The following is a 23744-nucleotide window of genomic DNA, read 5'->3' as shown; positions in this document are numbered from 1 at the left end:
CGCAAGCCGGGCCCGGACGGTCCCTCCCGGCGGGCGCTCTCCCCCGGCGCTGCTTAGCGTGGCAGGGTGAGTGCTCACACCCCCCACGACCAGGCAGGATTCCCGGCGCACGGCTGGGGCCGCGCGGTCGTCACCGCGTTGGCCGGGCTGATCGCCATGGGCGTGACGGCCGCCCTGGGACTGTGGGCGGCGGGAGCCGCGGACCTGCCCGAGGGCGCCTTCCCCCGGGTGGTCGCGGCCACCGTCGTCACGGCCGTCGGCGGCACGGTGGAACTCGTCGGCGACGCGGGCGGCCTCGCCGAGACCGAGGCCGCTCTGACGGTGATCCCGCTCTCCGTGACCCTCGTCGGGGCGCTCGTCGTCGGCGCCGGATTCCTGTGGCCGTTGCGCCACCGGGCGGTCGCCGGCGCCGCCGAGCTGGCCGGCTGGGCGGCGCGGATCGCCGTCGTGTGGCTGCTGGGTCTGCTCGGCCTGTCGTTCGCCGCCCGCAAGACCTTCAAGGTCTCCCTCGGCGACGGCACACTGAGCGACCTGTTCGACGTCGGTCCCGAGGTCGGTTTCACCACGGACGTACTGCCGACGGTGGTGGTCGGACTGCTGTGGCTGGCCGGTGTGCTGGTGCTGGCCCTGCTGGTCGCGCGCGGAGCGCCGCTGCCGGCCCGGTTGCTGCGTTTCCAGGAGCCGGTGCGGCCTGCCGCGCACGCGATGGTCGTGCTGCTGCTGGTCTGCGTCTTTCTGGGATTCGTCGTCGCGCTCGTCGTCGCGGCGACGCGTGGGCACGCCGCCGAGACTTTCGCGGTGATCCTGCTCGGCCTGCCCAATCTGGTGTGGCTGGTGTTCACCGTCGGACTGGGCGCCACCTGGGACGGCCGGGTGGAGGGTCCCTTCGGGCTGCCGATGCCGCATGTGCTGGACGAGGTGCTGCGCGGCAAGGACACCGCTCGGCTCGACCTCGGCGCCCTCGCCGCGTACGACGGCCGGGTCTGGTGGCTCGTCGTGGTGGACGCGGTGCTGCTGCTGGGGGCCGGATTCCTGCTGGCGGCGCACTCACCGCCGGGTATGCCGGCCTGGCGGCACGCCCTGCACATGGCCGTCGCGCTGGCGGCCACGGTGCTGATGATCTGCCTGGTCGGCCGGATCTCCGCGCACTACGGACTGTCCGTGCTCGGGCTCGGCGACCTCGGCGGCAATCTGTCCGGCGAGTTGTTCCTGCGGCCCCGCCTGTGGTCCGCGCTGGGCCTCGCCGCATTGTGGGGACTGGTCACCGGGTTCCTGGGCGGTCTCCTCGCGGGTCTGGTCCGCCGCCGGCAAACGCCGCCCCCGCTACGCTGACGCCGCCGCTTCGGGCTCCCGCGAGCCTCCGGACCCACGCGAGCCTCGGGGGCGACGAAACTCAGGCCTGACAGAGCCAGGGCCGAGGAAACTCAGGCCTGACAGAGCCAGGGCCGACGAAACTCAGGCCTGACGGAGCCGAGGGCCGAGGAAGCTCGGACCCGACGCGCCTCAGAACCGGCCGCCGAACACGGGCCGTGCCCAGAGCGGGGGCTCCGGTGCCGGCGGCAGGATGTCGACCCGCTCCGTCGGCGGGTGAGCCGCCCGGTGCGCGCCGCCCGCCGTCGACCTCAGCTCGGCGACGAACGCTCCGCAGGTGTCCTGGCGGTCGTCCGGGCTCTTCGCGAGCGCCCGGACGAACACCCCGTCGACGTGCGGTGGCAGGTCGGGCCGGGTCTGTGTCAGCGCCGGCGGGTCGGCGTTCTGGTGGGCCCACAGCAGCGCCATGTCGTCGTCGCGGAGGAAGGGCGGGCGGCCCGCGAGGCACTCGTAGACGACGCAGGCGAAGCCGTAGACGTCGCAGCGGCCGTCGACGGGGCGGCCGGAGATCTGCTCGGGCGAGACGTAGTCGAGTGTGCCGACGAACTGGCCGACCGTGGTGAACCCGGTCAGCGACAGCGACTTCTTCGTCAGCCCGAAGTCGGTGAGGTAGGCGTGCTCGGGGTGGTCGGTGTCGGTACCCCGGGCCACCAGGATGTTGCCGGGCTTGACGTCCCGGTGCACGAGCCCGTGCTCGTGGGCGGCGTCCAGCGCCGAGGCGATCTGCGCGGCGATGCGGACGGCCTTCGCGAGCGGCAGCGGCCCCTGCCGGTCGAGCAGATGGCGCAGGTCGCTGCCCTCGACGTAGCGCATCGCGATGTACAGCACGCCGTCGGTCTCGTCCGCCTCGAAGACGGGCACGATGTGCGGGTGGTCGATCGCCGCGGCCGCCCGCGACTCATGGGTGAACCGCTTGCGGAAGACGTCGTTGCGGGCCAGCTCCGGGGCGAGCAGTTTGAGCGCGACCGTCCGGTCCAGGCGCAGGTCGTGGGCGCGGTAGACGACGGCCATGCCGCCGCGGCCGATCTCGCGCTCGATGCGGTAGCCGGCCAGCTGCCGGCCGATCAGTTCGGAGGGCCGGCCGGAGAACGGGCTGGTCGTGTGCGGCATCAGGGCCTCCCGTCCCGGTTCACGATCCGGGTGACGGTGTGGTCGAGGTCCTGGCGCAGGTGCTGTTCCTGGTTCCCGGCCCGGTCACGACCCCGGTCCTGGTCCTGGTCCCGGTCCTGGTCCCGGCTGTGATCCCGGCCGGGGCTCCGGCTCTCCGCCGGGTCCTGCGGCGGGTCGTCCGCCGCGTGCGGCTCACGGTCCGTCGCGTACGTGCTGAGGCGCGTCCCGTCGCCGTACACCCAGCGTCTGCCGACGGAGTCGTACATCCAGACGTCCTCGCCGTCGACGACCACGCCGATCCGCAGCCCCTGGGTGCGACGGCGGAAGGACTCGCCGTCGAGGTCGCCGTCCGCCAGTTCCTCCATCGCCGCCCGGTAGCGGGACAGGGCCTGTTCGGCACGGTCGAGGAGAGGCCTGGGGTCGGCCGCGGCCGTGTGCGGGCCGTCGGAGCGGGGCGGGTCCTTGGGGACGGCGACCAGACAGCGGCCGTCCACCCAGGCCGACCAGCCGTTGGAGCACAGCACGCGTCCCCAGTCACCGCGCCGCTCCAGGAGCCGGACCGGCAGCAGCGGGTCGAGCGGCAGGGTCGGGCGGGCCGGATCGGGCTCCTCCCAGGCGGGCATGCCGTGCTGCGGCACGACGTGCGTGGGGCTGAATCCGGGAGTCGTCATGCGCCGCCCTACTTCCGCATCACCGCGGGCTCGTGCCGGCGCAGCAGCCGGGAGACGACGAATCCGAAGGCCGCCGAGAGCACGACCAGCATGCCCACGTCGAGCAGCCACACCCCGGCCGAGTGCTCGAACAGCGGGTCGCCGGTGAGGTCGCCGGGCACGATCCGGGAGAGCCCGATGGTGCCGGCCATCGCGCCGAGCGCCCACCGCGAGGGCACCAGCCACGACAGCTGGTCCAGGCCGGGCACACCGCTCAGTTGCAGCAGCGCCCCGCAGAAGACCACCTGGACGATGGCGAGCAGCACCAGCAACGGCATCGTCACCTCCTCCTTGCGCACCAGCGCGGACACCAGGAGCCCGAGCATCATCGCGGTGAAGGACAGCAGCGCCACGGCGACGGTGATCTCGACGAGGGGCGGCATCAGCACGCCCTTGCCGCCGGGCGCGTGCAGGTCGACCCCGAGCAGGGCGACGAGCGTGAGGACCACCGCCTGCACGACGGTCACCGTGCCCAGCACCACCACCTTGGACATCAGGTACGCCGATCTGGACAGGCCCACGGCGCGTTCGCGCTGGTAGATCACGCGTTCCTTGACGAGTTCGCGCACCGCGTTGGCGGCTCCGGTCAGGACGCCGCCCACGCACAGGATGAGCAGCGCGTTCATCGCGGTCTCCCGGGTGAGTTCGCCGCCCGCGAGAGCCCGGGCCATGACGCCCATGACGAACGGCAGGGCGATCATGATCGCGAGGAAGGTGCGGTCGGCGGCGAGGGCGGACGTGTAGCGGCGCACCAGGGTGCCGACCTGGGCGCTCCGGCTGCGGGGCCGCGGCGGCGGCAGCATGATCACCGGTCCCGAGCGCGGCAGCCGCGGCTGTTCGCTGTCGTCGAGGACGTAGCGCCGGCGCGACGGCGAGTCGCGGTACTCCCCGGCCCAGTCCCTGTCCTGGTCGCGTTCGAAGGCCTCGAAGGCTTCCGGCCACTGCTCGAAGCCGAAGAAGGCGAGCGCGTCCTCGGGCGGCCCGTAGTAGGCCACCTTGCCGCCGGGCGCGAGCACCAGCAGCCGGTCGCAGACGTCGAGGCTGAGGACGCTGTGCGTGACGACGATGACGGTGCGGCCGTCGTCGGCGAGGCCGCGCAGCATGTGCATCACCGAGCGGTCCATGCCGGGGTCGAGGCCGGACGTCGGCTCGTCGAGGAAGAGCAGCGAGGGCTTGGTGAGCAGTTCCAGGGCCACGCTGACGCGTTTGCGCTGCCCGCCGGAGAGGCTGTGCACGGGCTGGTCGGCGCGTTCCGAGAGACCGAGCTCCCGGATGACCTCCTCGACCCGCTCGCGGCGCTCCGCCTTGGCGGTGTCCTGCGGGAAGCGCAGCTCGGCTGCGTAGGCGAGGGCGCTGCGCACGGTCAGCTGGGCGTGCAGGATGTCGTCCTGCGGGACCAGGCCGATGCGCTGGCGCAGTTCGGCGTAGTCGCGGTAGAGGTCGCGGCCGTCGTAGACCACCGTGCCGTGGCCCGCGGGGCGCTGGCCGGTGAGGGCGCCGAGCAGCGTGGACTTGCCCGCGCCGCTCGGCCCGACGACGGCGAGCAGGCACTTCTCCCCCACCGGGAACGACACGTGGTCGAGGAGCACCTTGCGGCCGCGGTCGACGGTGACCGTCAGGTCCTGCACGTCGAGGGAGACCTCGCCGGTGTCGACGTACTCCTGGAGCTGGTCGCCGACCAGACAGAACGCCGAGTGGCCGATGCCGACGATGTCGCCGGGGCCGACCGGGGCGCGGTCGACGGGCAGCCCGTTGAGGTAGGTGCCGTTGTGGCTGCCGAGGTCGACGATCTCGTGGCCGCCGTCGGGCAGCGCGCGCAGTTCGGCGTGCCGGCGTGAGACGACGAGGTCGTCGACGACGAGGTCGCTGTCGGCGGCACGGCCGATGCGCACGGTACGCGGGGGCAGCGGCCGGACGTTGGTGGGCTGCCGGAAGGTGCCGGTCAGGGCGGGCATCGAGACGGCCGACGGGCGCTCGGGCTCCGGCGGCGCCAGGCCGGACAGGACGACGCGGGGCCCGTCGGACGGGCTGCCGAAGCGGATCACGCTGCCGGGGCCGACGCCCCACTCGTGGATCTGACGGCCGTCGGCGAAGGTGCCGTTGGTGCTGTGGTCGTCCTCGAGGATCCAGTGGTCGCCGTCGGGGCGCAGCACCGCGTGGTGCCAGGAGACGCGGCTGTCGTCGATGACGACGTCGCTCTGCGGGTCCCGCCCGAGGCGGTAGTCGTGGCCCGGGATCAGCAGAGTGGAGCCCGCCTCGGTCTCCAGCACGAGTTCGGGCGCAGTCGAGGAGACCGGCCGGTCCGTCATGCCTGAATTCTATCGATTCGCACCCTTGTGTGCCTGACGGGAGATGAGCGGCGCGCGTGAGCCGGCGAGGTCTCGCCCGCCGTGCTGTCGCAGGACAGGAAGGCCGTGGAGGGCGTGCTGCCGCTGCGTCCCGACCTCGGCGACCGGCTCCCCGCCGCCCTCGACCGCATCCGGGAGGCGGCCGAAGGCGTCCCCGGCACCACCGTCCGGCTGGCCGGGCCGGCCGCCGGCCAGGCCGACCTGTCGAACGCCTTCGCCGGCATCGACGGTCTGCTCCTCGGCGTGGCGCTGGCCACGGTGCTCGTCATCCTGCTGCTCGTCTACCGCAGTCTGCTGCTCCCGCTGGTGATCATCCTCGGCGCGGTGTTCGCGCTGGGTCTCGCGTGCGCGGTCGTCTACGCTCTCGCCGACCACGACGTCGTCCGCGTCGACGGACAGGTGCAGGGCATCCTGTCGATCCTGGTGATCGGCGCGGCCACCGACTACTCCCTGCTGTTCACCGCCCGCTACCGGGAGGAACTCGCCGCGGGCGCGGACCGCCACGCCGCCGGACGAGCCGCGCTGCGGCAGTCCTGGGGCGCCGTCACGGCCAGCGCCGCGACCGTCGCGCTGGGACTGCTCGCCCTGCTGCTCAGCGACCTGACCAACAACCGGGCCCTCGGACCGGTCGGCGCCATCGGGATCGGCTGCGCCGCGCTCGCCTCGCTCACCTTCGTGCCCGCCGTCCTGGTCCTCCTCGGAAGCACCGCCTACTGGCCCGCGAAGCCCGCCCCGGCCGGGGGACGCGGCGCGGGAGCCGGTATCTGGCACCGGGTCGCCGCCCTCGTCGACCGGTCGCCGCGCCGCGTGTGGGCGGTGACCCTCGCCCTGCTGCTGGCCGGCGCCGCCTTCGCGCCCACGCTGAGTTCGAAGGGCGTCCCCCTCGCCGAGACGTTCGTCGACGACGCCCCCTCGGTCGCCGCGCAGCAGACGCTGAGCAGGCACTTCCCGGGCGGCTCGGGCAACCCGGCCGTCGTCGTGGCCGACGCCGGCCGGCTCGCGCAGGTGCTCGCCGCGGCCCGCACCACCGACGGCGTCGCCGCGGCGGCCGGGGTGAGCGCCTCCGGACGGCCCGGCGGGACGCCGCTGGTGGTCGACGGCCGCGTCCGTGTCGACGTCACCCTCGCCTCGCCCGCGGACAGCGACGCCGCCAAGCGGACCGTGGTGCGGCTGCGTACCTCCCTGCACGCGGTTCCCGGCGCGAACGCGCTCGTCGGCGGCTACACCGCCCAGCAGTACGACACCCGGCGCACCGCCGAACGCGACCGGACCCTCATCGTCCCCGTCGTGCTGGCCGTCATCCTGCTCATCCTCACGCTGCTGCTGCGCTCGCTGCTGCTGCCCGCGTTGCTCGTGGCCACCGTCGCGCTCAACTTCGCGGCCACGCTGGGCGTCTCGGCCCTGGTGTTCCGGCGCCTCCTCGGCTTCGGCGGAACCGACCCCTCCGTACCGCTGTACGGCTTCGTGTTCCTGGTGGCGCTGGGCGTCGACTACAACATCTTCCTGATGTCCCGGGTGCGCGAGGAGTCGCTGCGGCACGGGGTGCGCGAGGGCGTGCTGCGCGGGCTCGTCACCACCGGCGGGGTGATCACCTCGGCGGGTGTGGTGCTCGCCGCGACCTTCGCCGCGCTCGGCGTCATCCCGCTGGCCTTCCTGGTCCAGATCGCCTTCATCGTGGCCTTCGGCGTCCTCCTCGACACCCTCGTGGTCAGGTCGCTGCTGGTCCCCGCGCTCGTCCGGGACATCGGGGCCCGGGCCTGGTGGCCGGGCCGGCTGAGCCGCCCCCGGAAACCCGTCGAGGAAGACCGGCTCGCGCGCGTGTGAACATGCCCGCCCGGATCGCGGGTAGCCGACCCGGGCACGAGTCGTCGGTCTCGGCGGTATCCGTTTCGCTGTGGAGGTGTCTGCCGCTATGCGCGCGAAGGTGTTGGAGAGGTTCCCGGCGGGAGCACCGCGCGGATCGTGGCCCGCGGAGGAGTACGCGGCCCGCCGACGGGCCGAGGGCGAGCCCGCGACCGTGGTCATGGATCTGAAGTCGGACGCGTTCCTCGTCGTCGTCCCGGGGCCGGACGAGGACTGACCCGAGGGACGCAGCGGCGGACCGCGTCCCTGGCGAAGGGCCGTCGGCCCGTCGGGGCGCAGCCGGGAAACGGGCCCTCTCGGGCCGTGGCCGCGGTAGGGAACGGGCCCCTCATGCCGTCAGGGCGGCCAGCTGGGCACGCCGCGACTCCCGGGTCTGGGCCTGGACCATGAGGAACAGGGCCTCACGTGCGAGGCGTTGGGCGCGGTTCGTCAGCAGCATGGAGCGGCCGCCGCCCGCGACGACGGCCGCCGTGGTCGCCGTCTGCAGCACCGCGAAGGCCTGCGTCCGCAGGGCCAGGCGTTCTTCGAGGCGCTCGTCGGGCGCCGCGCCGTCGGCGAGGGCGTAGGCCTGACGGCGGGTCTCGTCGAGGCGGCTGCGCAGCGGGACCGCCGTCTCCTCGTCCAGCAGGTCCAGGGCCGCCCGCGTGACGCCGAAGACCGCGGGGTTGGTGTTGACCGTTTTGCTGCGGTCGGTCGCCGACCAGCGTGCGTGCGGGGTGCGCACGACGACCGCCTCCGCCGGGACCCACAGGCCGTCCAGCTCCAGCGAGACCGTGCGGGCGGCCGTCAGGGCGGCCAGCCGCAGCGGGGCCGAGGCCCGCAGACCCGGCTGTTCGCGCGCCTCGGTGAACGCGAACAGGGCCTCGCCCGACTCCGTCACCCCGGCCAGCAGCATGACGTCGCTCAGGCCCCAGCCCGTGTACCAGGGCACCGTCCCGTCGAAGCGCCAGCCGCCGCGTTCCCGGGCGGCCCGCACCGGCGTGCGCGGATACGCCCGCAGCTGGGCGTACGCCACGCCGGCCAGCAGCTCGCCCGTGGCCAGCCGGGGCAGCAGACGCTCGCGGTACGGGCCCTCGCTCCCGGCCAGCGCCAGCACCGGCGTGTGGTGCTGGGCCTGCACGAACCAGGTCGAGCAGCAGGCCCCGGCCAGGATCTCCGTCGTCTCCCGCACCACAGGTGCCGGAGCCCCGGCACCGCCGTACTCCGTCGGCGCGTTCACGCCGAGCAGGCCCTCGCGGCCGATCTCCGTGAGGTGGCTCCTCGGTACCTCCCCCAGGTCGACCTGCTCGGCGTGCGGGGCCAGCAGGTCGTCGGCGAGGCGATGGGCGCGGGCGACGAGCGGGTGCGGTGCGGTCATGGGCGGGATTCTTTCCCGGATCTCGGCGCGGGGTGTCGATCCGGGGGAGGGTCGTTCGTGTAGGAGGTGGGAAACGAGACGACGCCAAGGAGGACGTCATGAAGCACTACCTGCTCAGCGTGGTCCAGCCGGCCGGCGGTGAGCCGCCCGCCGCCGACGAGCTGGCCGAGATCATGAGCCGCGTGCAGGCCTACAACGACGAGCTGCGCGCCGCCGGGGCCTGGGTCTTCGCCGGCGGTCTGCACGGCCCGGAGACGGCCACCGTGCTGCGGCCCGACAACGGTGAGGTGCTCATCACCGACGGACCGTACGCCGAGGGCAAGGAATACCTCGGCGGCCTCTGCCTGATCACCGCCGCCGACCTGGACGAGGCCCTGGAGTGGGGGCGCAAGGCCGCGCTCGCCACCACGCTGCCGATCGAGGTCCGCCCCTTCGTGGACACTCACTGACCCATGGCGGACGCCACGGACGTCGAGGCCGTCTTCCGCGCGGAGTACGGCCGCGCCGTCGCCGTCCTCGTCCGCTTCCTGGGCGACATCGACCTCGCCGAGGAGGCGGTCCAGGAAGCCTTCGCGACGGCCGTGCGCCGCTGGCCGGAGACCGGGGTGCCGCCCGCCCCGGCCGGCTGGATCATCACCACCGCCCGCAACAGGGCCGTCGACCGGCTGCGCCGGGAGTCCACCCGCGACGCCCGCCAGGCGGAGGCCGCCCTGCTGTACGGCGCCGACCCGCCCGTGGAGGAGGGCCCCGTGCGCGACGAGCGGCTCCGGCTGATCTTCACCTGCTGCCATCCCGCGCTGGCCCCGCAGGCGCAGGTGGCCCTGACCCTGCGGCTCCTCGGCGGGCTCACCACCGCCCAGATCGCCCGCGCCTTCCTCGTCCCCGAACCGACCATGGCCCAGCGGCTGGTCCGCGCCAAGTCGAAGATCAGGGACGCGCGCATCCCGTACCGCGTACCGCGCGACGCGGATCTGCCCGACCGGCTGAGAGGCGTCCTCGCCGTCGTCTACCTGGTGTTCAACCAGGGATACGAGGGCGAGGCGGGCCTGTGCGCGGAGGCGGTGCGGCTCGGCAGACTCCTCGTCGAACTGATGCCGGACGAGCCGGAGGCCGTCGGCCTGCTGGCGCTGATGCTGCTCGTCGAGTCCCGTCGGGACGCACGCGTGGACGCCGGCGGCACGCTCGTGCCGCTGCCCGAGCAGGACCGCGACCGGTGGGACCGCGCACTGATCGCCGAGGGCCAGGCGCTGGTCCGCCGCTGTCTGCGCCGCGACCGGCCCGGGCCGTACCAGATCCAGGCCGCCGTTCAGGCCGTCCACAGCGACGCGCCGGCCGCCGCCGCCACCGACTGGGGGCAGATCCTGCGCCTGTACGACCAGTTGACGGCCCTCGCCCCGAGCCCGGTCGTGGCTCTGAACCGGGCGGTCGCCGTGGCCGAGACCCAGGGCCCGAGTCCGGCGCTCGACCTCGTGGACGCGCTGGACCTGCACGGCTACCGCGTCTGGCACGCCGTCCGCGCCGACCTGCTGCGCCGGCTGGACCGGACGGCCGAGGCCGCGGAGGCGTACCGGGCGGCCCTGGCGCTGAGCGAGAGCCCGGCGGAGCGCGCCTTCCTCGAGCGGCGGCTGCGCGAGCTCGCCCGCTGAGGCGGTCCGGCAGGCCGATCCGACCGCCCGGTCGGCAGGGGCCGACGGGTTGGAACGGCTCACGGCGGGCAGCTGCGTGGGGCTGCTCGGCAGGGGACCGGCGGGCGGGGCGACGGGACCGGTGCGCATGGGACCGGTACGGCAGGAAGGGCCGGAAGGGTCCTGGGCGGGTCGGCAGGGGGCCCGACGGGACGGGCGGCGGACGGGCGGCGGGACGGGTGGGCAGAAGGCCGGCAGGGTCGGCGGGGTGGGTCACGGGCGGTGGGTCGGCGGGACCGGGGCCGGGTCGCTCCAGGGCCCGTCGGGAACGCCGTCGGCGAGGTCGTCGTCCGCGGGAATGTATTTTGGCCCCCGAATGGTTGGCATATACATCGAGCTGACCGCTCGTCCCGACGACCCAGGGCCGCGAGGCCCGCGTACCCCAGCGAGGCACGATGACCACCGCCGCCACTCCCGAGCAGCCCGCCGACGTCGTGGCCCGGCTGCGCGCCGCCTTCCGAACCGGCCGCACCAAGCCCGTCGCGTGGCGCACGGACCAGTTGCGCCGCCTGCGCCGGCTGCTCACGGACCAGGGAGCGGAGCTGGCCGCGGCCCTCCACGCAGACCTGGGAAAGAGCTCCACCGAGGCCTACCGCACCGAGATCGACTTCACGGTCAGGGAGATCGACCACACCCTCGAGCACCTCGACGGATGGCTGCGTCCCGAGCCGGCCCCGGTCCCCGCCCATCTGGGCGCCGACGCGCGCGCCTGGACGCAGTACGACCCGCTCGGCGTCGTCCTTGTCATCGCCCCCTGGAACTACCCCGCCCAGCTCCTGCTCGCCCCGCTGGTCGGCGCCCTCGCCGCAGGCAACGCGGTGGTCGTCAAGCCCAGCGAACTCGCCCCCGCCACCTCCGCGGCCCTGGCCCGCCTGCTGCCGGCGCACCTCGACACCGAGGCGGTCGCCGTCGTCGAGGGCGGCATCCCGGAGACCACCGCCCTGCTGGCCGAGCGGTTCGACCACATCTTCTACACCGGCAACGGCGTCGTCGGCCGCGTCGTGCTGCGCGCCGCCGCCGAGCACCTCACCCCGGTCACCCTCGAACTCGGCGGCAAGTCACCGGCGTTCGTCGACCGTGACGCCGATCTGTCCGTCGTCGCCGACCGGCTGGCCCGCGGCAAGTTCCTCAACGCCGGCCAGACCTGCGTCGCCCCCGACTACGTCCTCACCGACCCGGCGACGGCCGCCGCCCTCGAGCCGTTGCTGGCGCGGGCGGTGGAGGCCGTCTACGGCGCCGACCCGCAGACCTCCGCCGAGTACGGCCGCATCGTCGACGAACGCCACTTCGACCGGCTCGCCGGCCTGCTGGACTCCGGCCGCGTCGTGGTCGGCGGCGCCAAGGACCGCGCGGACAAGTACCTCGCGCCGACCGTGCTCGCCGACGTCGACCCGAAGTCGCCCGTCATGCAGGAGGAGATCTTCGGCCCGATCCTGCCGATCGTCACCGTCGACGGCCTGGACGAGGCGATCGGCTTCATCAACGACCGCGACAAGCCCCTCGCCCTGTACGTCTTCACCGACTCCGACGACACCCGCGGCCGGATCGCCGCCGAGACCTCCTCCGGTGGCCTCGGGTACGGCCTGCCGCTCGCCCATCTCACCGTCTCCGACCTGCCGTTCGGCGGGGTGGGCGCGAGCGGCATGGGCAGCTACCACGGGCGCTACTCCATCGAGACGTTCAGCCACCGCAAGGCCGTGCTGGAGAAGCCGCTGGGCTGAGGCACGGTCCGGCATGTCGGCGGCGGCGACCGGGGAAGCCCTCCGCAACACGGGCCACCGCCATGGCCCGTTGACGGAGGCGGCCGCGACAGGGCGGCCGTCCCCGGCGGGTGCGAAACTGCCCGGATGGCCTCCGAGACGATCACCGCGGCCGCCGCGGGCACCTGGAACTGCGGCGACCTGTCCGTCAACCGCCTCGGCTTCGGCGCGATGCGGCTGACGGGCAGCGCCGCCTTCCACCTCGGCACGCCGAGCGACCGCGACCGCTCGATCGCCGTACTGCGCAGGGCCGTCGAGCTCGGCGTCGACCACATCGACACCGCGGCCTTCTACTTCTCCTCCCTGCGCTCCGCCAACGAACTCATCGGCCGCGCGCTGTCCCCGTACCCGGACGGCCTGGTCATCGCCGCCAAGGTCGGCCCGTACCGCGACTACCGGGGGGAGTGGGGGGCCCGGGCCCGCCCCGAGGACCTGCGCGGCCACGTCGAGGAGAACCTGCGCCAGCTCGGCCGCGACCACCTCGACCTCGTCTACCTGCGCCGGATGGGGCAGGAGTCGATCGCCGAGCACTTCGGCGCGCTCGCCGCGCTGCGCGAGGAGGGCCTGGTCCGCCACCTCGGGATCTCGGCCGTCCAGCCCCGCCACCTCGCCGAGGCGCAGGCTGTCGCCCCGGTGGTGAGCGTGCAGAACGAGTTCGGTCTCGGCCACCCCGGCCCGGCGTCCGCCGAACTGCTCAGGCTCTGCGGTGAGCAGGGCATCGCCTTCGTCCCCTACTTCGCCATCGCCGGGAAGGGGGCCGAACACGGGGCGACCGCCGCCCACGACGACGAGGTGCTGCGCATCGCCCGCGCCCACGACGCGACGCCCGCCCAGGTCCGGCTCGCCTGGACGCTCGCCCAGGGACCGCACGTGCTGGCCATCCCAGGTACCGGAAGCCCCGCTCACCTGGCCGAGAACGTGGCCGCGGGAGCGCTGCGCCTCACGGAAGAGGAGAGGGACCGCCTGAACACGGCCCACCGCGGCGCGGGCCGCGTGCAGGGGAACTGACCCCGCCCCGGCCGCCGCGGCCCGACCGTACCGGCCCCCGCTGGCGCGTATGAGGTTTTACGTATAACCTCACCCGTCAATCCCCTCCGGAAGAGTTCTTCCGCATGGTTCCCCGTACAGCGTCCGCACGCCTCCGCACGCCCCGAAAGGTCCCCGATGAGCCGCATCGCCCTGGTCACCCTCGTCGTCGACGACTACGACGAGGCGATCCGCTTCTACACCGATGCGCTCGGCTTCCGGCTCGTCGAGGACGAGCCCCGCCCCGACGGCGCCCGCTGGGTCGTCGTGCGGCCCGGGGACCGCCAGGACGGCGTCGGACTGCTCCTGGCCCGCGCCGAGGGTGACGCCCAGCGCGCCCGGGTCGGTGACCAGACCGGCGGCCGCGTGGGGTTCTTCCTGCACACCGAGGACTTCGCCGCCGACCACGCCCGCATGCTCGCCGCCGGCGTGACGTTCCTGGAGGAGCCCCGCCACGAGGCCTACGGATCCGTCGCCGTCTTCCAGGACCTGTACGGAAACCGCTGGGACCTGCTCCAGCCCGCCGCCTGAGCGCCGTCCGCCCGACCACATCGCCCGACCGCACCGCCCGCCGAACCACTCGCCGAGGAACACGCACATGCCCCGCATCGACACCGACACCCTCCGCCGGCTCCCCAAGGCCGTCCTGCACGACCACCTCGACGGCGGACTGCGCCCCGCCACCGTCGTCGAGCTCGCGGCGGAGGCCGGCCACACCCTGCCCACCACCGACGCCGACGAGCTCGCCGCCTGGTACTTCGAGGCCGCCAACTCGGGTGACCTGGTGCGCTACATAGCCACCTTCGAGCACACCCTCGCCGTCATGCAGAGCCGTGAGGGCCTGCTGCGCACGGCCGAGGAGTACGTGCTCGACCTGGCCGCCGACGGCGTCGTCTACGGCGAGGTGCGCTACGCCCCCGAGCTGATGCTGAACGGCGGGCTGACACTCCCCGAGGTCGTCGAGACGGTGCAGGAGGGTCTGGCCGCCGGCATGGCGAAGGCCGCCGCCGCCGGTACCCCCGTCCGGGTGGGCACCCTGTTGTGCGGCATGCGCATGTTCGACCGCACGCGCGAGACGGCCGACCTCGCCGTCGCGTTCCGGGACGCGGGCGTCCTCGGCTTCGACATCGCCGGTGCCGAGGACGGGTTCCCGCCCGCCGACCACCTCGACGCCTTCGCGCACCTGCGCCGCGAGAACGTCCCCTTCACCATCCATGCCGGCGAGGCCCACGGCCTGCCCAGCATCCACCAGGCGCTCCAGGTGTGCGGCGCCCAGCGCATCGGGCACGGCGTGCGCATCACCGACGACATCGTGGACGGCAAGCTCGGCCGCCTCGCCGGCTGGGTGCGCGACCGCCGGATCGCGCTGGAGATGTGCCCGACGTCCAACCTCCAGACGGGCGCCGCGACCTCGATCGCCGAGCACCCGATCACCGCGCTGAAGGACCTCGGCTTCCGCGTCACGCTCAACACGGACAACCGTCTGGTCTCCGGCACCACGATGACCCGCGAGATGTCGCTGCTCGTCGAGCACGCGGGCTGGGACGTCGAGGACCTGCGCACGGTGACCGTGAACGCCCTCAAGAGCGCGTTCATCCCGTTCGACGAGCGCACCGCCCTCATCGAGGACGTCGTCCTGCCGGGTTACGCCGCCGCGCTCTGAAGCAGCCCGCGCAGGTAGGCGGCCTGTCCGACGTGCTGCAGGTCGTCGGACAGGACGCTGACCAGCCGTACGCCCAGCGTGACCGGCGGATCCCAGCGCTCGTCCACCACGCGCCCCAGGTCGGCGGCGGTCAGCGTGCGCAGCGCCTCGACGCTCTGCGCGTGGACGGCGTCGTGGTAGCCGGTCAGCAGGCCGGGGTCGCGGACCCGCACCTTCGCGACCTGTGCGGCGCTGTGCCCGTACCCGGTGTCCTCGTGCGGCAGGTCGAGGCCGAACCGTTTCTCCCAGTCCTGGGTCAGCCACACCTGGTCGAGCCCGAAGGCGTCGGCCATGTGGTCGTCCTGGACCCGGGTGAGGTGCCAGACCAGCCAGGCGACCGAGTTGGCCGATGGTGCCGGCCGGCTGTTGAGGGCGTCGGGGTCCAGGCCCTCGACGGCGGCGCGGACCTCTTCCTGGATGCGGTTGTACCCGTCGATGAGGATGTCCTTCGCATGCATGGGTCCACCATCGCCCAGCGGGCGCTCAGGCGCCCCCTGTTTCCAGCAGCCCCATGAGTGCCCGGGCCGCCGGGCTGGTCGCCCGGGCCGGCGGCAGCAGGGCCACCGTCTCGTAGGCGGCCTCGCCCGTGCCCTGGAGGGCGAGGGCGGTCAGGGCCTCGCGCTTGTGCCGGAAGTGACGCGGTACGACCGCGACGCCGAGGTTCTCGTCCACCAGGTCCAGCAGGCTGTGCACGTCGTTGACCTCCAGGGCCACCGTGCGGTGCACGCTCGCGCCGGCGAACGCGGCGTCGGTGGCGCTGCGCGGCCCCCAGTCAGGGTGGAAGTCCACGAACACCTCGCCGGCCAGGTCCGGTGGCGTCAGGGCCGCAGACGCTCCGGCGAGGCGGTGGTCGGGGTGGCACAGGACGTACATCGGCTCGGCCGCCAGCGGGACGCAGCGCAGCTGGTCGGTGTCGGTCTGGGTGCGGTAGGCGAAGGCCAGGTCGAGCCGGCCGGCCGCCACCTCCTCGCCGAGCGCGCCCGAGCCGGTCTGCCGCAGCCGGATCTCCACGTCGGGGTGGCGCCGCCGGAACGCCGCCAGCAGACCCGCCACGTGCACCCCGGCGATGCACTGCTCGGTGCCCACGGAGAGGGTGCCGCGGACCACGCCCTGCACGGCCGCGACCGCCTCGTGGGCCGCCCGCACCTGCGCCAGGACGCGCTCCGCCTCCCCGAGCAGCGCCCGGCCCGCCTCGGTCAGCGTCACCCGCCGGGTGGTCCGGACGAAGAGAGGGGCGCGCAGCTCCCGCTCCAGGGACCGGATCGACGCCGACAGGCCGGACTGGGAGACCATCAGGCGTTCGGCGGCCCGGGTGAAATGCTGGTCCTCGGCGACGGCTACGAAGTGCTGGAGGTGGCGCAGTTCCATGATTGAGAAGCGTATCCGCTGAATCTCATCGGATTCTTCTGTTGGACCACTGCCCGCAGGTGGAGCCAGAGTGGGTAGCGGTTGACGGGAGTGATCTTCCCGGACCCGATCGTCGTGCCAACCCCCTCTGGAGTCGCGTTGTACACCGCACACCCCGACCGTTACGCGGACATGCCCTACCGGCGCACCGGGCGCAGCGGCCTGAAGCTTCCCGCGCTGTCGCTCGGCCTGTGGCACAACTTCGGCCCGGACCGCCCGGTCGAGACACAGCGGGCCATTCTGCGCCGCGCCTTCGACCTCGGCGTCACCCACTTCGACCTGGCCAACAACTACGGCCCGCCGCCCGGCGCGGCCGAGTCCGCGCTGGGCGGTTTCCTGAGGAGCGACTTCGCGGCGTACCGCGACGAACTGGTGATCTCCACCAAGGCCGGCTACCTGATGTGGCCCGGCCCGTACGGCGAGTGGGGTTCGCGCAAGTACGTGCTGTCCTCGCTGGACCAGAGCCTGTCGCGCATGGGGCTGGACTACGTCGACGTCTTCTACTCGCACCGCCCCGACCCCGAGACTCCCCTGGAGGAGACGATGGGCGCCCTGCACTCCGCGGTGCAGCAGGGCAAGGCGCTGTACGTAGGCGTCTCCAACTACTCGGCCGAGCAGACCCGCGAGGCGGCCCGGATCCTCGGCGAACTGGGCACCCCGCTCCTCATCCACCAGCCGCGCTACTCCATGCTCGACCGCCGCCCGGAGAGCGAGGGCCTGCTGGACGCCCTGGACGAACTCCAGGTCGGGTCGATCGTGTTCTCGCCGCTGGAGCAGGGGCTGCTGACCGGCCGCTATCTGAACGGCATCCCGGAGGACTCGCGGGCGGCGAGCGACAGCCCGTTCCTGAAGTCCGAGGCCGTCACCGAGGAACTCGTCGGCAAGCTGCGCGCCCTCGACGACATCGCGAAGTCGCGCGGCCAGTCCCTCGCCCAGCTGGCGCTCGCCTGGGTGCTGCGCGGGGGCCGGGTGACCTCCGCGCTCGTGGGCGCGAGCAGCGCCCGCCAGATCGAGGACAGCGTCGGCGCGCTCTCCCGCCTGGACTTCGAGGCCGACGAGCTGACCCGGATCGACACGGTGATCAACGGCTGAGCGTTTTGCCGGGCGGTCGGTCGCCGGCGAACTCCGAAAACGGTGTCGGTCGACCGTCCCGCGGATCCCGAGCGGTCCGCGGGTGCCGAAGAATGTGACGGAACAGGGCCGGAGGGCATAGGTCCAGTCCCGTTCGCCGGGCTCCCGCGCAGGACGACGGTGAATTCGGCATCGAGTATTCCGTTTATGCCCGCCCGGGTTGTCGGCGGTTATCCCTATGTCCACCGCTCGCAGCGGTCGTGCGGCGATCCCGTGCCGTCCGGACCGCCGCGAGCGGAGGAATTCATCGGCGCCGGACTCAGGCTCCGGCCGGCACGCGGTCCAAGAAACCCAGGACGGACGTGATCCGGTCCTGCGCGTCCAGCGTGATGACGTCGGATCCGGCCACCGGGGCGGCCCCGGCCCCGTTCACCAGCTCCCAGGAGAACCGGGCCGTGTCGTGGTGGCCGTCGACCGCGCCGGAGAGCCGGAAGACGAAGCCCGGGAACTGGGCGTGCGCCGCCGTGACCACGGCCGCGATCTCCTCGTGGCCGCGGACGTCGGCGAGGGGGTCGGTGTACGTGCCCCGCACGGCCCACGCGGCGGCGACGGCCTTCGCCAACGCCTCGGGCTCCCGTGCGTTCCAGGCCTCGAAGTAGCGGGCGACGGCGTTCTCGTAGCGGTCGGTGTTCGCGGACATGGGAAATCAGCCCCCAGGAAAGGTCGTCGTTACTGGTCAGGTCCCGGATTACGGCCTTCGCCGATCCGGTGTGACCAGCTTGCCCGCGGCCGCCGCCCGGGTCGATTACCCGCCGGGTAATGACGGTGTTCGGCAATGCTCGCCGCATTTCGGCCATGAACCGCGGGGAATATGCCAGGAGACTGGCTAAAAAGACATGGTGACAGTGTTTCAGCAGTGAACATACTCGAACGTCGGGGGCAGTTTCCCCACAGGAGCCGCACGGAAAGCGAGGCGCGACCGGCAAGCGAGCACCGGGGGAGAGAGACGTGCACGACGAATTCCTGTGCCATGTCACCGCGTACGGCGTCTGCGACGGCCGGCGCATCGGCGTACCACTGGGCACCTACCGCGCGCCTACGCTGGCGCTCGCCCTGTGGTGGCTGCGGGACCGGGCGTCCTGGATGGCCGAACGACTGGATCCGCTGCCCGAGAGCGAGTACTTCCCGCCGGGGGCGCTCGTCCCCGTCGCCGACACCGTGCAGGACGTGCCCGGGCTGCTGCGGGCCTGGTGCGCCGACACGGGCCGGCAGGAGCTGGTGGCCGACGAACTGGCGGGCGGCAGGCTGGTGCGGATCGCGGTCAGCGACGACACCACCGAGTACGAGCTCCTCGCGGAGTCCGTCGACGCACTGCGCATGCAGCGCACCGTCCCGGCCCTCGTCCTCCCCGTCGGCTGAGGGGGAGGAGCCGGCGCCCGCGCACACCGCCTTCGGCGCCGGTCCAGACGACGATCGCCGGCAGCGTCTCGTCCTGGCGGAACGCCCGCTGGGCGGTGATCACCTCGGTCGACTCGGCGCTGCGCGGCAGGAACGCCGCCTGGTCGTTGGTGGCGACCTCGCCGAGCCGTCCGGCGAAGGGGCCGAGGGCGCCCCCGACGCCGAGCCAGACGGCGACGAGCAGCAGGGGGACGAGCCATCGTGCGCGTCGGGACATGGCGGGCATCGCTCTCCAGATTCCGGGAACCGCGTCAGCGGCGGTCATGTGTATCTCGATGATGAACAATCTCAACCATCGAGTTATTGATCGCGGGTGATCGTAGACGGCACTCGTACTTCCGTCGCAGGCGGGTGTACGGATGCGGTGCGGGCGCACGTTCGTGCGCCCGCGTCTCCGTCCGCCTCTCCTCTACGTAGATCCACCGATGCGCCGGCCCGGCCGCCCGGGCGAGGATGCGAGTCCGCGCACTTCCCCGGCCGAAGCGAAAGGACATCGCACCCGGTGCTCCCCTGGATCATGTTCTCGGTCATCCTCATCGCCCCGTTCGTCGTGGGCGCGACCCTCGCCGTCCGTACCACCCGCCGGGCGAACAAGGCGGACCGGGCGATGCGCCTCCTCGCCCAGCGCCCCGGCTGGAGCCGTGTCGCGGGCGACGCGCGAAAGCAGTACTCGACCCGGTTCGCGGGCCACTTCCCCTGGCTGCTGCGCACCCTCTACGGCACCGCCGTGACCGGCTCGCTCGGCGGCCACCCGGTCACCGTCAGCAGACTCTGGGAGCCGGTCGGGCGCAGGGACGTACGGCACTGGCTCGTCGTGTGCTTCGACGTGCCCGGCGACGGCCTCTTCCTCCGGCTGGAGCGGGAGTGGAGCGCGGCCGAACTCAACCTGCGCTGCGAGGGCCTTCCGTACCTGCCGATGGGCAAGGACCAGGCGGGGACGGTCGAGCGGTTCTACTCCTCCGGCCTGCCCGAGCAGCTGATGAGGTTCGCCGCACCGGCGGTCTCGTTGTACGAGGCCGGGGTGTGCTTCGTCTACCCGATGCCCGACGTGGTGGACATGGGCTCACTGCTGAAGGGGCTGGCGGCCCTGCTCCCGGACCTCACCGAGCTCGCCCGGGCCGCCGGCCCGAAGGAGCCGCAGGACGCTCCCTAGCCGGTGCCGCGGCCGCAGCGGCGAGCGGCGAGGAGCAGCAGGCGGTCCGCGGGGGACGGTCCCGCCGGACTGCTCAGCGCGTCGGCGGCGGCCCGGTTTCGGAGAGCTGCTCGTTGAGGGCCGCGAGGAAGCGCACCACGACCGTCAGCTCGTCCGCCGTGAAGCGGGCCCGGGCGGCCTCGGTGGCCTCGGCCAGCGGACGGAAATAGGTGCGGGCCGCCGAGCGGGCGTCGGAGGCGTAGTACAGGTGGACCACCCGGCGGTCGGCGCTCTCGCGGACCCGGCGGATGTGTCCGGCCCGCTCGAGCCGGTCCACGCACGCGGTGACCGCGCCCGAGGTCAGTCCGAGGTGCTCGCGCAGCCGCTTCGGCGTCATCGGCTCCTCGGCGTCCAGGATCGCCGCGAGCGCCTGGACGTCGGTGGCGTGCAGGGCGTGCTCGCCGGCGAACCCGTGCACCAGCCGGTTGATCCCGCCGTTCATCCGCCGCAGCTGGACGGCGAAGGCGTGCAGGTCGGCTGGGTGCGGGAACGCCTCGGACTCCCGTGCCGCCGCCGGGCGTTCCCGGTCGTTCGCTGTGGCCACGCGATCAGCGTAGTCGGCCGCCTCGTCACTCGATCGTGCGCACAAACCGGCGTCCCCGCATCCATGACGGCACTCGGCGTGGAAGCGATCAACAGGGGGCCGTCGAGGCGGAGGACCGAGGACTCATGAGCGCACAGGGCGACCGCACGGGACCGCTGAGCCTGGTGACCGGCGCGACCGGATACATCGGCGGGCGGCTGGTTCCGGAGCTGCTCGCGGCCGGGCACCGGGTGCGCTGTCTGGCCCGCTCCCCCGACCGGCTGCGCGACCACACCTGGGCGGGCGACGTCGAGACCGTGCGCGGCGACGTCACGGACGCCGCGTCGGTCGCGGCGGCGATGCGGGGCGTGGACGTCGCCTACTACCTGGTCCACGCCCTGGGCACCGGCGACGACTTCGAGGAGACCGATCGCCGCGCGGCGCGGATCTTCGGCGAACGGGCCCGGGTCGCCGGCGTCCGTCGCGTCGTCTACCTCGGCGGTCTCACCCCGGCCGGCGTGCCCGAGCGGGAGCTCTCGCCGCATCTGCGCTCGCGTGCCGAGGTGGGCCGCATCCTGCTGGCCTCGGGGACGCCGACGACGGTGCTGCAGGCGGCGGTCGTCATCGGCTCCGGCTCGGCCTCCTTCGAGATGCTGCGCTATCTGACCGAGCGCCTGCCGGTGATGATCACCCCGAGCTGGGTGCACACCCGCATCCAGCCCGTCGCGGTGCGCGACGTGCTGCGCGCGCTCGTCGGCAGCGCCACCATGCCGGACGACGTCAGCCGGGCCTTCGACATCGGCGGCCCGGACGTGCTGACGTACCGCGAGATGATGCTCCGCTACGCCGCGGTCGCCGACCTGCCGCGCCGCCTCATCGTGTCCGTTCCGATGCTCACCCCCGGCCTGTCCAGCCACTGGGTCGGCCTGGTGACGCCCGTGCCCGCGTCGATCGCCCGGCCGCTCACCGAGTCGCTGCGGCACGAGGTGGTCTGCCACGAGCACGACATCGCCCGGTACGTGCCCGACCCGCCGGGGCATCCGGTCGGGTTCGACGAGGCGGTCCGGCTCGCGCTGCGCAAGGTCCGCGACGCGCAGGTCGCCACCCGGTGGTCGTCCGCGTCGGTGCCCGGCGCGCCCAGCGATCCGCTGCCCACCGACCCCGGCTGGGCCGGCGGCAGCCTGTACACCGACGACCGGGAACTCGCCGTCGACGCGCCGTGCGCCGCCCTGTGGCGGGTGATCGAGGGCATCGGCGGCGAGAACGGCTGGTACTCGTTCCCGCTCGCCTGGGCCGTCCGCGGCGGGCTCGACCGGCTGGTCGGCGGGGTGGGGCTGCGCCGCGGCCGCCGGGACGCCGCCCGGCTGCGGGTGGGCGACTCGCTGGACTTCTGGCGGGTCGAGGAGATCGAGCCCGGACGGCTGTTGCGGCTGCGGGCGGAGATGCGGCTGCCGGGCCGGGCCTGGCTGGAGCTGTGCGCGCGGACGGACCCCGAGGGCCGGACCCGGTTCCGCCAGCGCGCCCTGTTCCATCCGCACGGGCTCCTCGGCCACGCCTACTGGTGGAGCGTGGCGCCCTTCCACACGGTCGTCTTCGGCGGCATGGCCCGCAACATCGCCCGGGCGGCCGAGGCGGGCGCGCGGGCCCCGGAGCCCTCGTCCGTGCGCTGACCCGGCGTGCGCGATCCCCCGCGATCTTCCGGCGGGGCTGGTGCGTCCGCCGCGCCCCGCCGCCCGGAAGCAGTTCTTCGTCCGCCCTTTGTCGCCCCGGAGCCCGATCATGAACGTCTCGGTCGTCCTGTTCACCGCCGACCTGCGCCTGCACGACCATCCGCCGCTGCGCGCGGCCCTCGACGGATCACGGCAGGTGGTGCCGCTGTTCGTGCGCGACCGGGCCGTGGACGCCGCCGGGTTCGCGGCGCCGAACCGGCTGGCCTTCCTCGCGGACAGCCTGCGCGACCTCGACGCCGGGCTGCGCGAGCGGGGCGGCCGGCTCGTCCTGCGCTCCGGCGACCTGGTGGACGAGGTGTGCGGGGCGGCCGTGGAGGCGGACGCCGACGAGGTCCATCTGGCCGCCGACGTGAGCGCGTACGCGCGGCGCCGCGAGGAACGGCTGCGGGCGGCGCTGGAGGCACAGGGCGTGCGCCTGCACGTGCACGACGCGGTGACGACGGCGGTCGGTCCCGGAGCGGTGGTCCCGTCCTCCTCGGACCACTTCGCGGTCTTCACGCCGTACTTCCGGCACTGGTCCCAGCAGCGGCTGCGGACCCCGCTGCGCGCGCCCGGCCCCGTCCGGGTCCCGGACGGCGTCGGTTCGCAGGAGCTTCCCTCCCGAGGTGATCTGTCGGGACTGTCGCCGGCGCTGGCGGAGGGCGGCGAGACACAGGGACGCCGACGGTTCGCCTCCTGGCTGCGCTCCGGCATCGCCGCCTACGAGGACCGGCACGACGACCTGGCCGGCGACGCCACCTCACGGCTCTCCCCCCACCTGCACTTCGGCACGCTGTCCCCGGCGGAACTCGTGCACCGTGCGCGACGGGCGGGCGGCCCGGGCGGCGAGGCCTTCGTGCGGCAGCTCGCCTGGCGCGACTTCCACCGTCAGGTGCTGGCGGCCCGGCCCGGCGCGGCGCACGCCGACTACCGCACCAAGCACGACCGCTGGCGCTCGGAGCGCTCCGCGCGCGAGGACGTCGAGGCGTGGCGGGCGGGCCGCACCGGCTACCCGATCGTCGACGCCGCGATGCGGCAGCTGCGGCACGAGGGCTGGATGCACAACCGCGGCCGGCTGCTGACCGCGAGCTTCCTCACCAAGACCCTCTACGTGGACTGGCGCGTCGGCGCCCGGCACTTCCTGGACCTGCTGGTCGACGGGGACGTGGCCGACAACCAGCTCAACTGGCAGTGGATGGCGGGCACCGGCACCGACTCGCGCCCCAACCGGGTCCTCAACCCGGTCACCCAGGCGAAGCGTTACGACCCCGACGGCGCGTACGTGCGGCGCTGGCTGCCGGAACTGCGGAACGTGGCGGCCCCCGCGATCCACGAACCGTGGAGGCTCCCCGGACCGGACCGGGCCGCGCTCGACTACCCGGACCCGATCGTCGGGCTCTCCGCGGGCCTCGACCGCTTCCGGCGAGCCCGGGAACGCCGCTGAACGGGGTT

21 protein-coding genes and 2 pseudogenes are annotated in these 23744 nt (G+C 73.5%); 14 read left to right on the top strand and 9 right to left on the bottom strand.

Annotation, left to right across the window (positions count from 1 at the left end; genetic code table 11):
• Positions 1 to 66: 66 nt before the first annotated feature.
• Positions 67 to 1332 carry a streptophobe family protein gene (locus C6376_RS41745; protein ID WP_107448385.1) on the top strand — a complete coding sequence of 422 codons (1266 nt, stop codon included), beginning with the start codon at positions 67 to 69 and terminating at the stop codon, positions 1330 to 1332.
• Positions 1333 to 1503: 171 nt separating this feature from the next.
• Here the strand turns inward: C6376_RS41745 and C6376_RS41740 are convergent, their stop codons facing one another.
• Genes C6376_RS41740 through C6376_RS41730 form a run of 3 tightly spaced genes read right to left on the bottom strand, consistent with a single transcriptional unit; the run spans position 1504 to position 5500 of the window.
• The gene (locus tag C6376_RS41740; RefSeq protein WP_107448384.1) at positions 1504 to 2481 is read right to left on the bottom strand and encodes a serine/threonine-protein kinase; all 978 of its coding nucleotides are present in this window, start codon (positions 2479 to 2481) and stop codon (positions 1504 to 1506) included.
• Positions 2481 to 3152 carry a hypothetical protein gene (locus C6376_RS41735; protein ID WP_254076291.1) on the bottom strand — a complete coding sequence of 224 codons (672 nt, stop codon included), beginning with the start codon at positions 3150 to 3152 and terminating at the stop codon, positions 2481 to 2483. Before C6376_RS41735 ends, C6376_RS41740 begins: the two co-directional genes overlap by 1 nt.
• Before the next feature lie 8 nt (positions 3153 to 3160).
• The gene (locus C6376_RS41730; protein ID WP_107448383.1) at positions 3161 to 5500 is read right to left on the bottom strand and encodes an FHA domain-containing protein; all 2340 of its coding nucleotides are present in this window, start codon (positions 5498 to 5500) and stop codon (positions 3161 to 3163) included.
• A gap of 63 nt (positions 5501 to 5563) precedes the next feature.
• Between C6376_RS41730 and C6376_RS41725 the strand changes: the two are divergent.
• Both C6376_RS41725 and C6376_RS44635 read left to right on the top strand, forming a co-directional pair.
• Positions 5564 to 7363 (top strand): annotated as a pseudogene (locus C6376_RS41725) (MMPL family transporter); the annotation flags it as partial.
• Positions 7364 to 7451: 88 nt separating this feature from the next.
• On the top strand, positions 7452 to 7619 hold the full coding sequence (locus tag C6376_RS44635; RefSeq protein WP_173985828.1) for a hypothetical protein: 168 nt from the start codon (positions 7452 to 7454) through the stop codon (positions 7617 to 7619).
• A gap of 111 nt (positions 7620 to 7730) precedes the next feature.
• On the opposite strand, the gene C6376_RS41720 is transcribed toward C6376_RS44635, so the two are convergent.
• Positions 7731 to 8759 carry an acyl-CoA dehydrogenase gene (locus C6376_RS41720; RefSeq protein ID WP_107448382.1) on the bottom strand — a complete coding sequence of 343 codons (1029 nt, stop codon included), beginning with the start codon at positions 8757 to 8759 and terminating at the stop codon, positions 7731 to 7733.
• 98 nt (positions 8760 to 8857) lie between these two features.
• Between C6376_RS41720 and C6376_RS41715 the strand changes: the two genes are divergently transcribed.
• From C6376_RS41715 to C6376_RS41690, 6 genes are all read left to right on the top strand, one after another.
• Positions 8858 to 9208, top strand: a complete 351-nt coding sequence (locus C6376_RS41715) for a YciI family protein (RefSeq protein WP_107448381.1) — start codon at positions 8858 to 8860, stop codon at positions 9206 to 9208.
• A gap of 3 nt (positions 9209 to 9211) precedes the next feature.
• Positions 9212 to 10405: an RNA polymerase sigma factor gene (locus C6376_RS41710; protein ID WP_107448380.1), complete on the top strand. Its 1194-nt coding sequence runs from the start codon at positions 9212 to 9214 to the stop codon at positions 10403 to 10405.
• A gap of 434 nt (positions 10406 to 10839) precedes the next feature.
• Positions 10840 to 12165 carry an aldehyde dehydrogenase family protein gene (locus C6376_RS41705; RefSeq protein WP_107448379.1) on the top strand — a complete coding sequence of 442 codons (1326 nt, stop codon included), beginning with the start codon at positions 10840 to 10842 and terminating at the stop codon, positions 12163 to 12165.
• A gap of 126 nt (positions 12166 to 12291) precedes the next feature.
• On the top strand, positions 12292 to 13212 hold the full coding sequence (locus tag C6376_RS41700) for an aldo/keto reductase (protein ID WP_107448378.1): 921 nt from the start codon (positions 12292 to 12294) through the stop codon (positions 13210 to 13212).
• Positions 13213 to 13368: 156 nt separating this feature from the next.
• Positions 13369 to 13761 carry a VOC family protein gene (locus C6376_RS41695; RefSeq protein WP_107448377.1) on the top strand — a complete coding sequence of 131 codons (393 nt, stop codon included), beginning with the start codon at positions 13369 to 13371 and terminating at the stop codon, positions 13759 to 13761.
• Positions 13762 to 13828: 67 nt separating this feature from the next.
• Positions 13829 to 14893: an adenosine deaminase gene (locus tag C6376_RS41690; RefSeq protein ID WP_107448376.1), complete on the top strand. Its 1065-nt coding sequence runs from the start codon at positions 13829 to 13831 to the stop codon at positions 14891 to 14893.
• On the opposite strand, the gene C6376_RS41685 is transcribed toward C6376_RS41690, so the two are convergent.
• The gene (locus C6376_RS41685) at positions 14875 to 15390 is read right to left on the bottom strand and encodes a DUF664 domain-containing protein (RefSeq protein ID WP_107448375.1); all 516 of its coding nucleotides are present in this window, start codon (positions 15388 to 15390) and stop codon (positions 14875 to 14877) included. The genes C6376_RS41690 and C6376_RS41685 overlap by 19 nt on opposite strands.
• A gap of 25 nt (positions 15391 to 15415) precedes the next feature.
• On the bottom strand, positions 15416 to 16300 hold the full coding sequence (locus C6376_RS41680) for a LysR family transcriptional regulator (protein ID WP_107448374.1): 885 nt from the start codon (positions 16298 to 16300) through the stop codon (positions 15416 to 15418).
• A gap of 138 nt (positions 16301 to 16438) precedes the next feature.
• Between C6376_RS41680 and mgrA the strand changes: the two genes are divergently transcribed.
• Positions 16439 to 17431 carry an L-glyceraldehyde 3-phosphate reductase gene (mgrA, locus tag C6376_RS41675; protein WP_107448373.1) on the top strand — a complete coding sequence of 331 codons (993 nt, stop codon included), beginning with the start codon at positions 16439 to 16441 and terminating at the stop codon, positions 17429 to 17431.
• A gap of 298 nt (positions 17432 to 17729) precedes the next feature.
• On the opposite strand, the gene C6376_RS41670 is transcribed toward mgrA, so the two are convergent.
• A complete protein-coding gene (locus tag C6376_RS41670) occupies positions 17730 to 18110 on the bottom strand; it encodes a nuclear transport factor 2 family protein (protein WP_107448372.1) in 381 nt (126 codons plus the stop codon).
• A 308-nt stretch (positions 18111 to 18418) separates the two neighbouring features.
• On the opposite strand from C6376_RS41670, the gene C6376_RS41665 reads away from it, so the two are divergent.
• Positions 18419 to 18829 carry a hypothetical protein gene (locus C6376_RS41665; RefSeq protein WP_107448371.1) on the top strand — a complete coding sequence of 137 codons (411 nt, stop codon included), beginning with the start codon at positions 18419 to 18421 and terminating at the stop codon, positions 18827 to 18829.
• A 40-nt stretch (positions 18830 to 18869) separates the two neighbouring features.
• Here the strand turns inward: C6376_RS41665 and C6376_RS46045 are convergent.
• Positions 18870 to 19094 (bottom strand): annotated as a pseudogene (locus C6376_RS46045) (hypothetical protein); the annotation flags it as partial.
• 276 nt (positions 19095 to 19370) lie between these two features.
• On the opposite strand from C6376_RS46045, the gene C6376_RS41655 reads away from it, so the two are divergent.
• Positions 19371 to 20021 (top strand): hypothetical protein, encoded by a 651-nt coding sequence (locus tag C6376_RS41655; protein ID WP_107448370.1) that lies wholly within the window; start codon positions 19371 to 19373, stop codon positions 20019 to 20021.
• 73 nt (positions 20022 to 20094) lie between these two features.
• On the opposite strand, the gene C6376_RS41650 is transcribed toward C6376_RS41655, so the two are convergent.
• Positions 20095 to 20604 (bottom strand): MarR family winged helix-turn-helix transcriptional regulator, encoded by a 510-nt coding sequence (locus C6376_RS41650; protein ID WP_173985827.1) that lies wholly within the window; start codon positions 20602 to 20604, stop codon positions 20095 to 20097.
• A 125-nt stretch (positions 20605 to 20729) separates the two neighbouring features.
• Between C6376_RS41650 and C6376_RS41645 the strand changes: the two genes are divergently transcribed.
• Complete coding sequence (locus C6376_RS41645) at positions 20730 to 22253, top strand: SDR family oxidoreductase (protein ID WP_107448369.1); 1524 nt, start codon at positions 20730 to 20732, stop codon at positions 22251 to 22253.
• A 109-nt stretch (positions 22254 to 22362) separates the two neighbouring features.
• The gene (locus C6376_RS41640; RefSeq protein WP_107448368.1) at positions 22363 to 23736 is read left to right on the top strand and encodes a deoxyribodipyrimidine photo-lyase; all 1374 of its coding nucleotides are present in this window, start codon (positions 22363 to 22365) and stop codon (positions 23734 to 23736) included.
• The last annotated feature ends 8 nt before the right edge of the window (positions 23737 to 23744 follow it).

The organism is Streptomyces sp. P3, assembly GCF_003032475.1.
Taxonomy (GTDB): domain Bacteria; phylum Actinomycetota; class Actinomycetes; order Streptomycetales; family Streptomycetaceae; genus Streptomyces.
The sequence above is the reverse complement of the archived record's forward strand: the minus strand, read 5'-3'. Positions and strand labels throughout refer to the sequence as shown.

Coding starts and splice junctions, on each gene's coding strand:
- C6376_RS41680 (WP_107448374.1), bottom strand. CDS start 16,300: ATGGAACTGCGCCACCTCCAGCACTTCGTAGCCGTCGCCGAGGACCAG.
- C6376_RS41710 (WP_107448380.1), top strand. CDS start 9,212: ATGGCGGACGCCACGGACGTCGAGGCCGTCTTCCGCGCGGAGTACGGC.
- C6376_RS41670 (WP_107448372.1), bottom strand. CDS start 18,110: ATGTCCGCGAACACCGACCGCTACGAGAACGCCGTCGCCCGCTACTTC.
- C6376_RS41705 (WP_107448379.1), top strand. CDS start 10,840: ATGACCACCGCCGCCACTCCCGAGCAGCCCGCCGACGTCGTGGCCCGG.
- C6376_RS44635 (WP_173985828.1), top strand. CDS start 7,452: ATGCGCGCGAAGGTGTTGGAGAGGTTCCCGGCGGGAGCACCGCGCGGA.
- C6376_RS41715 (WP_107448381.1), top strand. CDS start 8,858: ATGAAGCACTACCTGCTCAGCGTGGTCCAGCCGGCCGGCGGTGAGCCG.
- C6376_RS41700 (WP_107448378.1), top strand. CDS start 12,292: ATGGCCTCCGAGACGATCACCGCGGCCGCCGCGGGCACCTGGAACTGC.
- C6376_RS41685 (WP_107448375.1), bottom strand. CDS start 15,390: ATGCATGCGAAGGACATCCTCATCGACGGGTACAACCGCATCCAGGAA.
- C6376_RS41645 (WP_107448369.1), top strand. CDS start 20,730: ATGAGCGCACAGGGCGACCGCACGGGACCGCTGAGCCTGGTGACCGGC.
- C6376_RS41695 (WP_107448377.1), top strand. CDS start 13,369: ATGAGCCGCATCGCCCTGGTCACCCTCGTCGTCGACGACTACGACGAG.
- C6376_RS41720 (WP_107448382.1), bottom strand. CDS start 8,759: ATGACCGCACCGCACCCGCTCGTCGCCCGCGCCCATCGCCTCGCCGAC.
- C6376_RS41640 (WP_107448368.1), top strand. CDS start 22,363: ATGAACGTCTCGGTCGTCCTGTTCACCGCCGACCTGCGCCTGCACGAC.
- C6376_RS41735 (WP_254076291.1), bottom strand. CDS start 3,152: ATGACGACTCCCGGATTCAGCCCCACGCACGTCGTGCCGCAGCACGGC.
- C6376_RS41740 (WP_107448384.1), bottom strand. CDS start 2,481: ATGCCGCACACGACCAGCCCGTTCTCCGGCCGGCCCTCCGAACTGATC.
- C6376_RS41690 (WP_107448376.1), top strand. CDS start 13,829: ATGCCCCGCATCGACACCGACACCCTCCGCCGGCTCCCCAAGGCCGTC.
- C6376_RS41730 (WP_107448383.1), bottom strand. CDS start 5,500: ATGACGGACCGGCCGGTCTCCTCGACTGCGCCCGAACTCGTGCTGGAG.